The following is a 15,727-nucleotide window of genomic DNA, read 5'->3' as shown; positions in this document are numbered from 1 at the left end:
GGGGCTACTCCGGTAGCCCCATCGCCCTGAGCAAGCGCGTATTCTGCGCGGTGTGCAATGCAGTGCGAAAATACTTGTGGTGGTCCTGAAACCGGGACACCGAGAATTCGGGTGACAGGTCCAAGAGCCGGTTAGCCAGTGCTTTTGCTTCGTCCATCCTGTCCAGTTCGCACAGCGAACAGATCGAATGGACATAAAGCACCACGACATTGGGATTGAGCCGCAATCCCTCGTTCGCGGCCTCTAGCGCCTCTTCAAACCGTCCGGCATCCCGATGAACGGCGGCGATGGCGACAAGTGCGCGAAACCACAAAGGATCTTTGGGGTTGAGTTGACGCGCGCGCGCCGCAAGCTCCAGCACCTTGTCGCTGTCGCCCTGCAACGCTTCGAGCATCGCGAGCGAGGTCCATGCCCAGGCAAAGCTTGGACAGCCTTCACATGCTTGCCGGACCAGCCCCATGCCCCGTTCTATCTCCAGGCCAAAAAAGGCAAGCGCGTACCCGGAATAAGCTGCCACCTCGAGATCTCCCGGGGCAAGATCAAGCGCTGCATTGGCAAGCTCTCCGCCTCTGGTCCGGTCGGTCTCTTGGGCATACCCGACACGCCAAGCCACGTTCAGAGTGTGGCACCACGCCCTGATCGCCATCGCCTTGGCATAGTCCGGTGAAGCCTTGATCGCTGCATCCAACAGATCGGCCGCCTTGGCCACCTGCGCCCGGTTCAGCGCTGCCAGCCCTTGCAGATAGTAATCATAGGCGCTGGCATTGCCCGGCGCGCTCTGGGCCGCGCGCTGCATCTCGGCCATCTGCACGGTGGGCGCCACAGCGGCAACAACGGCAGCGGTCACCTTGTCCTGCAAATCGAATATGTCCTCGTCGGTGCCGTCGAACCGCTCTGACCAGACCTGTGTACCTGATGCCGTGTCGGCAAGTTGGCCACTGACCCGGATCCGGTTGCCCTGGATGCGCATGCTGCCTTCCAGAACATATTTGACCCCCAGTTCCCGGCCGATCTGTCGGACGTCCATCGGGGTGCCCTTGTACGCAAAGGACGAGTTCCGGGCGATCACGAAAAGCCACGGAACCCGCGCCAACGCGGAAATGATATCTTCGGTCAGGCCATCGGCAATGTACTCCGTTTCCGGATTAGCCGACCAGTTCGTCAAGGGAAGAACCGCCAACGAGGGTTTGTCATCGACGGCCTTTGGGCGCGCTGCAGGCGCATCGGCCTTCCGAGACGGCATCCAGTCGAACAGACGGATGCTGCGCGATATGTTCTTCAACGGCGGCGCGCCTGCATCCCGAAAAGCAATCTCCAATCGGCCGACCACTTCGTCGTGGACACGCTCCGAAACAGCGACGCCGCCTTTCGGTGCCTGGGCCTCGATTCGGGCCGCGATGTTCACGTCATCGCCGAAGATATCCCCATTCTCCGATAGGATCTCGCCCGAGTGAACGCCGACCCGCAAGAGCATATGCTCAGAGTCCTCCAAAGACGCATTTCGGTCCATCATCCGATGCTGGATGGCGGTCGCACAGCCCACTGCATCCCGGGACGAGGAAAACTCGGCCAGCAACCCGTCGCCCATCGTCTTGACCACGCGCCCCCGGTGCAGGCCGATGACCAATTCGATGGCATCCAGATGTCCGCGCGCCGCGCGGACTGCGCGTTCCTCGTTGCGGCCGACATGGGAACTGTAGCCCGCAAAATCCGCGACCAGCACGGCCGCCAACCGTCTCTCCATACGGACATTTCCCCGGTTCAAGGCACAAGCATCATGCCTTGCGGACCAATCCTATCAGGAACAGCAGGATCACGGCTCCGATCGTTGCATGCAGCACCGACGCAAGGAACCCGCCTCCGACTGCAAAACCCAAGGCGGGAAAGATCAAACCGGCAAGGAAAGCCCCCACGACACCGACAATCATATTCCCAATCAGGCCGAACCCACGTCCCGCCATGATCCGGCCGGACAACCAACCGGCCAGAACACCCACAATAAGCATCACGAACAGGCTTTCGAACTGCATGATCCCTGTCTCCCGAATTCTGAGGCCTTCAAGGGAGTAGAGCACGGATCAACGGACCGGTCACGACCTGATGTAGTGCATCCCTTGGAAGCGGCCCCGCATTTCGCGGGTCCTTGCGGCCACCGCCTCGGGGTCGTTGCCGGTCAGGGCTTGCGTGATCAGCCAGGCCAGTTCGGCGGCGTGGTCCGATGTCACCCCACGCCGCACCAGTTCCGGCGTCCCGATCCGGAGGCCGTTCATATCCCCCGAAATCGGTGCTATCGGCAGGCCGATACCGCAAGCCAGGAACCCCGCCCGGCGCAGCATCTTCGACGCGGCCTGACCGCCGCCGAACCGCGCCGCCTCGACCGCGAATTGGTGCGAGGCAGTGGCCCCTCCCGCCCCATGGAAGACCGGCATGCCCAGCGCCTCCAGTTCGGCGGCCAGCGCCTGCGCCAGATCGACCATGGCCTGGCCATAGGCCGCACCATGATCGACCCAGTCCAGCAGCGAGATCGCCAACGCCGCCGATTTCGCCGCGTCGAAATTGGCGGTCATGCCGGGAAAGGCGATGGCATCCAGCCTCTCAGCGATCTCGGCATCATTGGTCACGATCAGCCCGCCCGCAGGCCCGCCAAGACTCTTGTAGGTGCTCATCGTCATCAGATGCGCCCCCTCGTCCAGCGGGTTGGCCCAGACGCCACCGGCGATGATCCCGCATTGATGTGCCGCGTCGAACAGAACCTTGGCGCCGACCCGGTCGGCGATCTCGCGCACCGCGGCCACCGGATGCGGAAAGAGATTCAGCGAGCCGCCCACGGTAATCAGCTTGGGCCGGTGCCGCTCGGCCAGTTCAGCGAGCGACACCAGATCCAGACTGTAGCCGTCCACATCCACCGGCGCCTCGATGGTATTCAGTCCATAAAGGCCCGCGCAACCAGCCCCGTGGTGGGTGACATGACCGCCGATGCTGGCCGGCGGTGCGATGATCGTGTCACCGGGCCGGGTCAGCGCCATGAACCCATACAGATTTGCCAGCGCGCCCGATCCGACGCGGATTTCGGCATAGCGCGCGTTGAAAACCCGTGCGGCGAGTTCGGCGGCGATCACCTCGATCTCTTCGATCGCTTCCAGACCCATCTCGTATTTGTCACCGGGATAGCCCAGCGAGGGACGGCTGCCCAAACCACGCGCAAGCGCAGCTTCGGCGTGTGGATTCATCACATTGGTCGCGGGGTTCAGGTTGAAACACTCCACATCATGGATCACATGGTTTTTCTCGATCAGCGCCTCCAGACGCGCATCTATCGCGGCGCTGTCGGCGCGCGCAGTCGTGTCGGCGATCTGCTGAACGCGGGTTTCGCAATGGGCGGGCACCCAGGGGCGGGCGGCAAGCTGTGGCATGGAATCCTCCGTATCTCTGCCCGCAGGATCACCAAACCACCTCTTGCGCGCAAATCAGTTTCCGGGAAAATTAGGGTCAGAAAATCTAAGGCTTCCTGATGCCCGTCGCCCCGCCACGCCCCCGCCCCCTGCCACTGAATGCCCTGCGCGCATTCGAGGCCGCTGCGCGACTGGGCGGTTTCGCCGCCGCCGCCGACGAACTGGGCGTCAGTCCCGGCGCGGTCTCGGCTCAGATCAAGCAGCTCGAGGATATGCTGGGCGCGCCACTCTTCGACCGCAGCGCTCGGGGCGTCACCCTCACCGCTCTCGCGGCCGATGTTCTGCCCGATCTGACCGGCGCTTTCGACCGGCTGGCCACGGTCAGCCATGACCTTCGCACCGGCGCCAAGCCGCAGGTGGTACATGTGGCGGCCCTGCCCTCGGTCGCACAGCTCTGGCTGTCGCCGCGCCTGCCCGGTCTGCGCGCCGCGGCCCCCGAGATCGAGATCTCGGTTACCGCGATGGAACAGCCACCCGATCTGAAACGCGCGCCCTTCGATCTTTGCCTGTTCTTCGGCGATGGCCCGGGCGAGGTGCTGACCGCTGACACGATTACCCCCGTCTGCGCACCCGCGCTGGTCGGGCGGTTGAACCGGCCCGAGGACCTGCGCCACCTGCCCTGTCTTATCGACACTACATGGCATGGCGACTGGTCGTTCTGGATGGCGGCTGCCCTACCCGGCCAGACCTTTGTGCCGCGCGGTCCCGAGTTCTCGCTCTATGCGCTAGCGGTCGAGGAAACGGTGAACGGCGCCGGGGTGCTGATGGGGCATGAGGCGCTGATCTCCCCGTTTCTGGCGCGCGGGCAGCTGGTTGCACCCTTCGCAACCCGGGTCACCCTGCCGCACGCCTTGCGTCTCTGGGCACCACGCCCGCTGGCGCCCGGCTCCGCCGCCCGGCGCGTGGCCGATTGGCTGCGGCGCCAGAGTTGAGCCGCGGCCCACCCCCTTCATTTCGCGATAGATACTCCGGAGCGCGAGGCAAAGCCTCGCATATTTCCGGTCTCAGACCAGAAAACCGCCGTCGGTATCGTCGCCCGCTTCCTCCATCAACCGGCCCATGTCCGGGATGGTGACGTGGCGCTTGCCTTCGAGGTGAATCACCCCGTCCTTTTTCAGCGCCGAGATCTGGCGGCTCACCGTTTCCAGTGTCAGGCCCAGATAGTCGGCCATCGCCTCGCGGGTCAGCGGCAGGTCGAACACCATCGGCCCGCTCATGCCCCGCTTGGTCAGCGAGGCATCACGGCGGGCGATGATCGACAACAGGCTGGCGATCTTCTCGCGCGCGGTCTTGCGGCCCAGCACCAGCATCCATTCGCGCGCCGCATCCAGTTCGTCCAGCGTCATTTCCAGCAGCCGATGCGCGATATGCGGGGTGCGCGCCATCAGCTCTTCAAACGGTTTCTTACGGAAACAGCACATGACCAGATCGGTGGTCGCCACGACGTCATAGGGCGCCCCTTCGCGTCCCGGACGGCCGACGAAATCCGACGGCAACAGCAGGCCAACCATCTGGGTCCGCCCATCTTCCATCGTCTGGGTCAGCGAGGCGATCCCCGAGACGACGGACCCAACGAAACTCATCTGATCGCCTGACCAGATCACGGTCTGCCCCGCCTCGAAACTGCGGTAATACTTGATCTCTTCCAGCTCTTCCAACTCATCCGTATCGCAATGCGCGCAGACGGCACGGTGCCGGATCGGGCAATCGTCGCAGTTGGAATGGCAAAGCTGAGGCGAGGTGCTCATGGAATTCGGTCCTACTTGATCTGAGTCAAGGCCCTTCACGGACCGCTCTCATAACGGTACTCGCATGATAGCGAAATCACAATTGGCTCGTCTCGGACTTTTTGACGCGAAAGTACCAAGATACACAAGCTACCCGACCGCCCCCCATTTCAGCAATGACGTGGGGTCAGATCGTTTTGGCGAGTGGATTTCGGCAATTTCCCCCGGCAGCGCGATCTCGCTCTACGTTCATGTGCCCTTCTGCCGCCGACTCTGCTGGTTCTGCGCTTGTCGCACTCAGGGCACCCAGACCGACAATCCGGTCATCGCCTATGTCGATACGCTCAAGGCCGAGCTTGCATTGCTGGCCGAGCGCCTGCCCGAGGGCGTGCACCTGTCGCGCCTGCATTGGGGTGGCGGCACGCCGACCTTGCTGAACCCCGAGTTGATGCGCGATCTGGCGCGCAGCATTTTCGACACGGTCCCACTGGGGCCCGAGGCCGAATTCTCGGTCGAGATCGATCCCAACGAGATCGACCCGGCCCGGCTGGACGCACTGGCCGAGGCGGGGATGAACCGCGCTTCGATCGGGGTGCAGGATTTCGATGACGAGATCCAGAAAACCATCGGCCGCATTCAGGGCTATGACGTCACCCGCGACGCGGTCGACATGATTCGCGCCCGTGGCATCTATAGCTTGAACGCCGATATCCTCTATGGCCTGCCCCATCAGACCCGCGCGCGCATGACCGAAAGCGTGCAGAAGCTCTTGTCCCTCAACCCGGACCGGGTCGCTCTCTACGGCTATGCTCACGTACCCTGGATGGCCAAGCGGCAACAGTTGATTCCCTCGGACGCGCTGCCGACGCCGGAACAGCGGCTCGACCTGTTCGATACCGCGCGGCGCCTGTTCATGTGGGACAATTACGCCGAGATCGGCATCGACCATTTCGCCACACAGGACGATGGTCTGACCCGCGCGCTGAAGGCGGGCAAGCTGCGCCGCAATTTCCAGGGCTATACCGACGATCAGGCCGATGTTCTGATAGGTGTGGGCGCCAGTTCGATCTCTCGATTCCCACAGGGTTACGCGCAGAACGCACCGGCCACCTCTGCCCACACCGGCGCCATTCGGGCCGGGCGATTTTCAACCGCGCGCGGCCACCTGTTCAAGGGGCAGGACGTGATGCGCGCTCGCCTGATCGAGGCGCTGATGTGCGATTTCCGCATCGATCGGGCCGAGATCCTGCGCGATCACGATGTGTCCGCCGAGGAGCTGGATCAAATGTTCCGCACCGCCAACGAGGCGTTCGATGGCCTGCTGCGAATCACCTCGGACGGGCTGTTCATCCCGCAAGAAGCGCGGGCGCTGACACGGATGGTGGCACGGGTGTTTGACGCCTATGACCTCAGCAAGGCCGGGCACAGTTCGGCGATTTGATCGGTCATACGGCAGTGCGGCTTTCCCGCCCATTTTCGCCAAGGGACTTGACGGCCACGCGCCGGATTTCACACACTCAGGGCAGGGCGGGTTGCCCTGCACCCGACATTGGTTGGACCGGACGGCGCAGCGACCTTGCCGCTGAGGCAGGCTATTGATGCATCACAGGCATGCGATGCGACGGCATTCGTACGAACTCTGGTTGCGGAGCAGAAAACAGGATTGCAGCAAGAAAAGGGATAGCCTCCATGCGCGTATTCACCGTTCTCGGACCGAGCCAATCCGGCAAGTCCACGCTGGTCGAGGCCATCAGTCGCCTCGACAGCCGCCCGACCACATTCGACCTTTCCGAAACCGTGCATCTGCACGGTTTTTCTTATTTGGAGGAACCCTGGTGCGCAATCGACGTGGATGGCGGCAGCGATGCGCTGGCCTTTGCCGGCCCGGCCATGGCGATCTCGGACGCGGCCGTGATCGTGGTGCCACCCGACCCCGAGGCGGCGGTGCTGTGCGCACCCTACCTGCGACTTGTCGAAGAGGCCGGCATTCCGGCCTTTCTGTTCATCAACCGTCTGGACAACCCCAACGGCCGTATCCGCGACATCGTCGCGGCGCTTCAGGCCTATTGCACCCATCACATCGCCCTGCGCCAGGTGCCGATCCGCGAGGGAGATCAGGTGGTGGGCGCGGTGGACCTGATCTCGGAGCGGGCCTGGAAATACCGCGAGGGCGAACCCTCGGCCCTGATCGAACTGCCCGCTGCGGCGGTCGAGCGTGAACAGGAAGCGCGCGCCGAATTGCTCGAGGCGCTGTCGGATTTCGACGATCATCTTCTCGAACAACTGATCGAGGACCGCCAACCGCCTAGTGCCGAAGTATATGACCTGGCGGCCCGAGTGTCGCAGAATCACCAGTTGATCCCGGCCTATCTGGGCGCGGCGAGCCATGGCAACGGGCTGACCCGGATGATGAAGGCGCTGCGCCACGAGGCCCCCGAATTCGATATTGCCGCCGGTCGCGATGCAGCCAGCGAACAGGCGCGCGCCATCGCGGGATTTGCCGATGTCAAGAAACACATGGGCAAGATCGTGGTGCTGCGGGGCCTTGGCGATGGGGTAAAGGCGCATGAGGCGCTGGGAGGCGATACCGTCGGCAGCCTGATGGAACTGGACGCCCGCAGCCAGATCGGTGCGCTGGCGGCGGGTCAGATCGGGTTGGCGGTGAAATCCGAACACCTGCGGCCAGGCCATATCTATGACAGTGCCGGCGCGACGGAATTGCCCGATTGGGCACGCAGCCATCCGCCGGGTCACCGCCAATTGGTCAGCCCGGCGCATGAACGCGACGATGCCCGGCTGTCCGCTGCGCTGGCCCGAATGAACGAGATCGACCCGGGCCTACATGTTTCGTCCGACGACGCCACCGGCCATGCGGTGCTGGGCTGTCAGGGGCCACAGCACCTGCGCCGGATCGCAACCAAGCTGGCCGAGGACTTTGGCGTCGAGATCACCTCGGAACCGGTGGCGACGGCCTATCGCGAGACGATCCAGAAACCTGTTGAACACCATTATCGCCATCGCAAGCAATCTGGCGGTGCCGGTCAGTTCGCCGATGTGCTGCTGACGGTCGAGCCGCTGCCGCGCGGGGCCGGGTTCCAGTTCGACGAAGTGGTCAAAGGCGGCGCGGTGCCCAAGACCTATATTCCCTCGGTTGCGCAGGGGGCAGAAGAGGCGCTGGCGCGCGGTCCAGAGGGTTTCCCGGTAGTTGATGTGAAAGTGACACTGAAGGATGGCAAACATCACGCGGTAGACAGTTCCGATTACGCCTTCCGCACCGCCGGCAAGGCGGCGGTGCGCGAGGCGATTCCACAAGCAAAGCCGGTGGTGTTGCAACCCATCCTGCGAGCCGAGATTCACCTGCCTTCGGTATTTGTCGGCGATCTGGTACCGGCGATCAGCGGCCTCCAGGGTCAGGTGTTGGGCTTCGAGGCGCATCCCTCGGCCGCAGGCTGGGAGATCTTCAACGCCCTGCTGCCAGCAGTCGCCGAAGACGAGTTGCACCGGGTGCTGGCCAGTTCCAGCCGGGGCACCGGCTGGGTCAGGTTGAGCTTCGATCACTACGAGGAGTTGCGCGGCCCGGTCCCGAAACCGTCCCGCGAAACCGCAGCCGCAGGCTGACCGGAATTCTGCAAGAATTCCGGCCCGGGAAACACCTGTTTTCCGGGCCGTTTTCCGTATCGGAAAACGGCGACCTACCCTGCCGCCGCGATCAGGCTGCGGGTATAGTCGGTCTGTGCGTTGGTAAACAGCGCCTCGGTCTCGCCCATTTCGATCACATCGCCCTGACGCATCACGATGACCTTATGTGACATCGCCCGCACCACCTTCAGGTCGTGGCTGATGAACAGAAAGGCCAGACCGTACTTGCGTTGCAGCTCTCGAAGCAGCGCCACGATCTGCACCTGCACCGTCATGTCCAAGGCCGATGTAGGCTCATCCAGCACCAGCAACCTGGGCCGCAGCACCATGGCCCGTGCGATGGCGATACGCTGCCGTTGACCGCCAGAGAACTCATGCGGGTAGCGGTCCATCGTGGCAGGATCCAGCCCCACCTCCCGCATCACCTCGGCTACCAGCTCACGCGGCGCGCGGTGGGGGTCGACCTTGTGGATCGCCAACCCCTCAGAAATGATCTGGGCGCAGGTCATCCGCGGACTGAGGCTGCCGAATGGATCCTGAAACACGATCTGCATGTCCTTGCGAAGCCGGCGCAGCTCGCGCGTGGACCAGCCGCGCACATCCTCGCCGCGAAAGGTGATGCCACCCTCGGAGCCGATCAGACGCATGATCGCCAGCGCCAGCGTGGTCTTACCCGACCCGCTTTCGCCCACGATGCCCAGGGTCTCGCCCGCGCGCACGGAAATGGAGGCGTCGTTCACCGCCTTCACATGCCCCACCGTGCGTCGCAAGAAACCGCGCTGAATCGGGAACCAGACCCGCAGGTGATCGGTGCGGGCCACCTCTTCGGCCCCTGAGCGCACCGGGTCGGGTCGCCCCTTGGGTTCGGCTGCCAACAGCTTGCGCGTATACGGATGCCGGGGATTGGCGAAAATCTCTTCGGTCCTGCCGCTCTCGACGATCTCTCCCGCCTTCATCACGCAGACCCGGTCGGCGATCCGCCGCACGATGCCCAGATCATGGGTGATGAACAGCATCCCCATGTTCTCCTCCCGCTGGAGATCGGCCAGCAATTCGAGGATCTGGGCTTGGATGGTCACATCCAGCGCCGTGGTCGGCTCGTCCGCGATCAGGATGTCGGGTTTGTTGGCCAGTGCCATCGCGATCATCACCCGTTGCCGCTGTCCGCCGCTCAACTGGTGCGGATAGGCATCGAGCCGGGTTTCGGGGTCGCGGATACCGACCTTGATCAGCAGTTCCAGAATGCGCGTCTGCGCCGCGGCACCCACCAGTCCCTGATGCAGGGCCAGCGATTCCGCCATCTGCTTGCGGATCGTGTGCAGCGGATTGAGCGAGGTCATCGGCTCTTGAAAGATAAAGCTGATATCGTTGCCACGCACATCCATCAGCCGCTGCTCACTGGCGCCGATCATCTCTTGCCCGTCGTAAGTGACCGAGCCTTCGACAATCGCGCTGTCACCCAAGAGCGACACGGTCGAGAGCGCCGAGACCGATTTGCCCGAACCGCTTTCGCCCACCAGAGCAACGGTTTCCCCCCGGTTCACCGTGAAAGACACCCCGCGCACCGCATGGCTGATCCGCCCATCCTGACGGAACGAGACATTCAGCCCTTTGACCTCGAGAAGCGCACTCATGAGAAGGTCTTTCTGGGGTCGAATGCATCGCGCACGCCTTCGAAGATGAAGACCAAGAGCGACAACATGATGGCAAAGGTGAAAAACGCTGTGAAGGCCAGCCACGGCGCCTGCAGGTTCTGCTTGGCCTGCAAGGTCAGCTCGCCCAGCGACGGGGCCGAAGAGGGCAGACCAAAGCCCAGGAAATCGAGCGAGGCCAGCCCGCCAATGGACCCGGTGACCAGGAACGGCAGGATGGTGACCGTGGCCACCATCGCATTGGGCAGCATGTGGCGGAACATGATGGTCCAGTCGCTGACACCCAGCGCCCGCGCCGCGCGCACATATTCCAGGTTTCGGGCGCGCAGGAACTCGGCCCGGACCACGCCCACCAGAGCGGTCCAGCCAAACAGGATCGAGATGATGACCAGCATCCAGAAACTGCGCTGAAAGATCGAGAACATGATGATGATCACGTACAGGCCCGGCGTGGCTCCCCAGATCTCGATCACCCGCTGCATGATCAGGTCGGTACGACCGCCAAAGAACCCCTGTATCGCACCCGCGATCACCCCGATGATCGAGGCGGCAAAGGTCACGATCAGCGCGAACAGGATCGACAGACGGAACCCGTAGATCACCCGCGCCAGCACGTCGCGCTTGGTGTCGTCGGTGCCCAGCAGGTTCTGCTCGTTCGGGGGCAGCGGTGCCGCGCCTGGGCGATCGACCGAGGTGCGATAGGAATAGGGGATAGGCGGCCAGATGGCCCAGCCCTGTTCGAATCCCTCGGCCTGATAGGTGCCCGCCTCGATCTGTTCGATCACTCCTTCGGGATCGTCGAAACAGTCTTCGATGCCGCCGCTAGCGATCAGGCATTTCACCTCGGGGTCGCGATAGATCGCCTCGGTCTGGAAATCGCCACCAAAGGCGGTTTCGGGGTAGAATGAGAAGATCGGCATCCGCAACTCACCGCGATAGCTGACGAGGATCGGTTTGTCATTGGCCAGGAACTCGGCAAACAGCGAGACCCCGAACAGGATCGAGAACACGATCAGCGACCAGAAGGCGCGGCGGTTGCGGCAAAAATTGTTCCAGCGGCGCTGGTTCAGCGGTGACAGGCGCATGGCTCAGCCCTCCCGCCGCTCAAAGTCGATGCGGGGATCGACCAGCACATAGGTCAGGTCCGACAGGATACCGACCAACAGACCGATCAGGCCGAACACGAAGAGCGTGCCGAACATCACCGGATAGTCGCGCGCCACCGTCGCCTCGAACCCCAGCCGGCCCAGACCGTCGAGCGAGAAGATCGTCTCGATGATCAGCGAGCCGCCCAGAAAAACCGACAGGAACACGCCCGGAAAGCCTGAGATCACGATAAGCATCGCGTTACGGAACACATGGCCGTACAGCACCCGGCTTTCGCTCAGCCCCTTGGCGCGGGCGGTGATCACGTATTGCTTCTTGATCTCGTCCAAAAAGCTGTTCTTGGTCAGCAGGGTCAGCGTGGTGAAGGCGCCGATGGTATAGGCGGTCAGCGGCAGGGCAATGTGCCAGAAATAATCCAGCACCTTTCCCAGCAAAGACAGGTCCGAGAAATTGTCCGAGGTGAGGCCCCTCAGCGGAAAGATCTGCCAATAGCTGCCCCCGGCGAACAGCACCAAGAGCAGGATGGCAAACAGGAACCCCGGGATCGCATAGGCCGCGATGATCAACCCGCTGGTCCAGGTGTCAAAACGCGAGCCATCGCGCACCGCCTTGCGGATGCCCAACGGGATCGAGATCGCGTAGGCGATCAACGTCGACCACAGGCCCAGCGTGATCGAGACCGGCATCTTCTCCAAAACCAGATCGACAACGTCGATCTTGCGGAAATAGCTCTCGCCGAAATCCAGATGCAGATAGTTCCACAGCATCAGCAGGAACCGTTCGTGCGCCGGCTTGTCGAGCCCGTAAAGCTCCTCCAATTCCTTGATGAATTCCGGCGGCAGGCCGCGCGCACCGATATAGCGGTCGTTCACCGCATTTGTCTGGCTGTTCAACTGCGCGTCGTTGCCCTGGCCTGCGAAACCTTCGAATACATCGCCGCCGCCCTGCAACTGCGCGATGGCCTGATCCACCGGTCCACCCGGCACGAATTGCACCAGCACGAAATTGACCAGCATGATCCCAAGCAACGTCGGGATCACCAAAAGCAATCGTCTGAGGATATAGGCACCCATCGAGACCGCTTACCTCAACGCGCCCGAAGATTTCAGCGCTGCTGCACGGTCAGAATCGATCCACCACAAATCCTCGACCCCCAGCGCATAGGGTGGCAGGTTCTCAGGGTAGGCATACTTGTCCCAATAGGCCACCCAGTATTTACCCAGGTACCAGGTCGGCACCATGATCCGCTTGGCCCTCAGCACCCGGTCCAGCGCCCGCACATTCGCCTGCAACTCTTCGGTGGTCGAGGCTGCGACGATCCCGTCGATCAGCGGCTCGATATCCGGCCCGTGCACGCCCGACGGGTTGAACACAGAATAGGCGGCCGCCTCGCTTCCGAACTGCTGGTACAACCCGGTCGAGGGTTGCAGCGACATCGGGTAGCCGCCCATGATCATGTCGAAATCGCGGTCGCGCCGCCGCAGGGTGAACTGCGCGTCATCGACGCGATTGTACCGGGCGTCTATCCCCATGACCTTGAGGTTGTCGACAAAGGGCTGGATGATCCGGTCCAATGTCGGCTCGTCCGACAGGAACTCGATCCTCAGCGTTTCGCCCGCCGCATTGCGCCGGATCCCATCGTTCCCGACGGCCCAGCCCGCCTCATCCAACAGCTTCATCGCGCGGCGCAGGTTCTTGCGGTCGTTTTGACGGTCTGGACTGGAACTATGGGCGCTGACCGGCTCTTCACTCAGAACCGCTGGATCAAGGGCGTCGCCCAGCGCCTCAAGCACCTCGCGCTCGCGGCCTTGGGGCAACCCGGTCGCCTCCAGCGGCGTGCCCTGCCAGAAGGAATGGCGCTGCTGGAACAGACCATATTGCAGGCTGTCATTGGTCCATTCAAAGTTGAACGCCAACTGCACCGCCGCGCGTACGCGGATATCTTGGAACTGCGGCCGGTCCATGTTGATCACGAAACCGCTGGCACTGGGCACGTCGCCATCCAACAGCTCGGCCTTGACCACATGGCCCTTTTCGATGGCCGGAAAATCATAGGCGGTGGCCCAGCTTTTCGAGTTGTTTTCCTGCCGCAGCGTATAGTTGCCCGCCTTGAACCCCTCCATCGCGGCGATGGTGTCTGTGTAATACTCGACCCGGATACTGTCGTAGTTGTTGCGCCCGACATTCACGTTCAGATGCGCGCCCCAGTAATCGGGATTTCGGCGATAGGTGATGCGCCTGTTGATGTCGAAGCTGTCCAGCACATAAGGCGCCGAGCCGATCCCCTGCTCTAGTCGGGGTTCGTCCAGGCGGCGTTTCTCGGGGTCGGCCATGAACCAGGCCTTGGAAAAGATCGGCGTACCCCCGACCTGGGTGATCAGCGCACGGCGCGGGATGTCCGGGGCGAAATAGAATTTGACACGGTGATTATCCAGCGCCTCGGCCTTGGGAATACGTTTCCTGACTGCCTCGGCATAGGATTTCAGCCCTTGCTCCAGCAGCAATTCGTGGCTGAACACCACATCTTCGGCGGTGATCGGCGTGCCATCGGAAAACCGCGCCTCAGGCCGAATGTTGAAAATCACCCAATCCTGGCTTTCGGGATATTCCAGGCTTTCGGCTACCAAACCGTAGTAGGAAGCCGGTTCATCATATGATGGCGTCAGCAGAGATTCGTACTGGTCCGCCGATCGCGCCGCCGCCCGTCCCTTGCGGGTGAACGGGTTGAGGTTGTCGAAGGTCCCGATCGCGGCATAACTCAGTTCGCCGCCCTTTGGCGCATCAGGATTCACATAGTCGAAATGTGCGAACCCCGCGGGGTATTTCAGATCGCCGAATTCAGAGAACCCGTGGCTCTTGATGATCGTCTCCTCGGCGCGCGCAAGTCCAGCCAGCGCCAGCAGGACGATCCCTGCGACCAGCATCATCACACCGGGCCGGATATCCAATGCTTTGGCACGGGTGGCGGCGCGCGGGCGTATAGTCAAGGCTCTTCCTCCGGGTTGGGTTGGCATATCCGCCAATCTTGTTGCCGTTAGCTAATGGTCCAGCGAGGGCAGTTGCAAGTTTAGAATAGGTGAAGCAATCGTGAAGTCACCCCGACCGATGAAAAAGGCCGCTGCACGGGGCAGCGGCCTTTGGTCAAAACCGGTCTGTGTCGAGCGATTAGTTAGAAACGCTCTGCAGATAGGCAATCAGGTCAACCCGGTCGCCCTGTTTCTTGAGGCCCGAGAAGCTCATCGAGGTGCCCGGAACCGCCGCCGAAGGCTTGGCCAGGAATTCATCCAGTGCCTCGGGCGTCCAGTCGCCGCCGTGGCCCTGCATCGCGCCGGAATAGCCGAAACCGGCAACCGAGGCGACCGCGCGGCCAACCACGCCATCCAGATGCGGGCCGGTGGCGTCCTCGCCGTTCACCTTGTGGCAGGCGGCGCATTTCTTGAACACTTTTTCGCCCTTGGCAGCATCCGCCGAGGCCATCAGCTCTTCAAAGCTGACGGTTTCTTCGGTGCCGCTGGCCTCTTCGGCTTCGGCTACCTCGATTGCATAGGCGGGCTCGTCGCCGTGGCCACCAACATGATAGACCGTCTCGGCCGCCCACTTGGCGAGAAGAAGCGCCAGGAAAGCGCCGAACAGGCCGGCAGCGGCCTTGGTAACTGTCATCGTGTCGAACATTGATCGCGAGTCCATTTCAGCTGTCTGGGCGGGTGTCTAAGGCTTCCCCTCGCAAGAGGCAAGGTATAGACACCGCGACCAAACGCCCAAAATGTAACTTGTTGCACGGAAACGACCCCATGACCCATCGCATCGCCTTTCAGGGAGAGCCCGGCGCCTATAGTCACGAGGCTTGTCGCAACGCCCGCCCGGACATGGAAGCGCTGCCCTGCCGCACCTTCGAGGACGTGATCGATGCGGTGCGCCGGGGCGAGGCCGAGCTGGCGATGCTGCCGGTCGAGAACACCACCTATGGCCGGGTCGCCGATATCCACCGCCTGCTGCCCCATAGCGGGCTGCATATCATCGACGAGGCCTTTGTCCGCGTGCATATCAACCTGCTGGGTGTGCCGGGCGCGACACTGGACGATATCCGCGACGCCCATTCGCATCTGGTTCTGCTTCCTCAATGTGCGGGCTTTCTGAAACAGCACGGCAT

The 15,727-nt window shown here is 62.6% G+C and carries 13 protein-coding genes; 4 read left to right on the top strand and 9 right to left on the bottom strand.

Annotation, left to right across the window (positions count from 1 at the left end; all coding sequences use genetic code 11):
* Positions 1-4 precede the first annotated feature (4 nt).
* Genes AC2FL1_RS16545 through glyA form a run of 3 tightly spaced genes read right to left on the bottom strand, consistent with a single transcriptional unit; the run spans position 5 to position 3,413 of the window.
* Positions 5-1,744 carry an adenylate/guanylate cyclase domain-containing protein gene (locus AC2FL1_RS16545; protein ID WP_496825059.1) on the bottom strand — a complete coding sequence of 580 codons (1,740 nt, stop codon included), beginning with the start codon at positions 1,742-1,744 and terminating at the stop codon, positions 5-7.
* Positions 1,745-1,775: 31 nt separating this feature from the next.
* Positions 1,776-2,030, bottom strand: a complete 255-nt coding sequence (locus AC2FL1_RS16540; protein WP_496877686.1) for a GlsB/YeaQ/YmgE family stress response membrane protein — start codon at positions 2,028-2,030, stop codon at positions 1,776-1,778.
* Between the two features lie 60 nt (positions 2,031-2,090).
* The gene (gene glyA, locus AC2FL1_RS16535; protein WP_496825061.1) at positions 2,091-3,413 is read right to left on the bottom strand and encodes a serine hydroxymethyltransferase; all 1,323 of its coding nucleotides are present in this window, start codon (positions 3,411-3,413) and stop codon (positions 2,091-2,093) included.
* Positions 3,414-3,511: 98 nt separating this feature from the next.
* Between glyA and AC2FL1_RS16530 the strand changes: the two genes are divergently transcribed.
* Positions 3,512-4,384: a LysR family transcriptional regulator gene (locus tag AC2FL1_RS16530; protein WP_496877685.1), complete on the top strand. Its 873-nt coding sequence runs from the start codon at positions 3,512-3,514 to the stop codon at positions 4,382-4,384.
* A gap of 72 nt (positions 4,385-4,456) precedes the next feature.
* Here the strand turns inward: AC2FL1_RS16530 and fnrL are convergent, their stop codons facing one another.
* Positions 4,457-5,200: a transcriptional regulator FnrL gene (gene fnrL / locus AC2FL1_RS16525; RefSeq protein WP_496877684.1), complete on the bottom strand. Its 744-nt coding sequence runs from the start codon at positions 5,198-5,200 to the stop codon at positions 4,457-4,459.
* A gap of 64 nt (positions 5,201-5,264) precedes the next feature.
* On the opposite strand from fnrL, the gene hemN reads away from it, so the two are divergent.
* Both hemN and AC2FL1_RS16515 read left to right on the top strand, forming a co-directional pair.
* Positions 5,265-6,620, top strand: coding sequence for an oxygen-independent coproporphyrinogen III oxidase (gene hemN / locus AC2FL1_RS16520; RefSeq protein ID WP_496877683.1), 1,356 nt, complete (start codon positions 5,265-5,267; stop codon positions 6,618-6,620).
* Between the two features lie 248 nt (positions 6,621-6,868).
* A complete protein-coding gene (locus AC2FL1_RS16515) occupies positions 6,869-8,797 on the top strand; it encodes an elongation factor G (protein WP_496825065.1) in 1,929 nt (642 codons plus the stop codon).
* Between the two features lie 74 nt (positions 8,798-8,871).
* On the opposite strand, the gene AC2FL1_RS16510 is transcribed toward AC2FL1_RS16515, so the two are convergent.
* The 5 genes from AC2FL1_RS16510 to AC2FL1_RS16490 form a co-directional block, all read right to left on the bottom strand.
* The gene (locus tag AC2FL1_RS16510) at positions 8,872-10,452 is read right to left on the bottom strand and encodes an ABC transporter ATP-binding protein (RefSeq protein ID WP_496877682.1); all 1,581 of its coding nucleotides are present in this window, start codon (positions 10,450-10,452) and stop codon (positions 8,872-8,874) included.
* Positions 10,449-11,555 carry an ABC transporter permease gene (locus AC2FL1_RS16505; protein WP_496825067.1) on the bottom strand — a complete coding sequence of 369 codons (1,107 nt, stop codon included), beginning with the start codon at positions 11,553-11,555 and terminating at the stop codon, positions 10,449-10,451. The genes AC2FL1_RS16510 and AC2FL1_RS16505 overlap by 4 nt, the downstream gene beginning before the upstream one ends.
* A gap of 3 nt (positions 11,556-11,558) precedes the next feature.
* Positions 11,559-12,650, bottom strand: coding sequence for a microcin C ABC transporter permease YejB (locus AC2FL1_RS16500; protein ID WP_496825068.1), 1,092 nt, complete (start codon positions 12,648-12,650; stop codon positions 11,559-11,561).
* Positions 12,651-12,659: 9 nt separating this feature from the next.
* Positions 12,660-14,591, bottom strand: a complete 1,932-nt coding sequence (locus AC2FL1_RS16495; protein WP_496877681.1) for an extracellular solute-binding protein — start codon at positions 14,589-14,591, stop codon at positions 12,660-12,662.
* A gap of 151 nt (positions 14,592-14,742) precedes the next feature.
* On the bottom strand, positions 14,743-15,249 hold the full coding sequence (locus AC2FL1_RS16490) for a c-type cytochrome (RefSeq protein ID WP_496825070.1): 507 nt from the start codon (positions 15,247-15,249) through the stop codon (positions 14,743-14,745).
* 119 nt (positions 15,250-15,368) lie between these two features.
* Here AC2FL1_RS16490 and AC2FL1_RS16485 point away from each other — a divergent pair.
* On the top strand, positions 15,369-15,727 hold a 359-nt coding region (locus AC2FL1_RS16485), incomplete at its 3' end, for a prephenate dehydratase domain-containing protein (RefSeq protein WP_496877680.1).

It is taken from the genome of Ruegeria sp. YKSF070 (genome assembly GCF_059612725.1).
The sequence above is the reverse complement of the archived record's forward strand: the minus strand, read 5'-3'. Positions and strand labels throughout refer to the sequence as shown.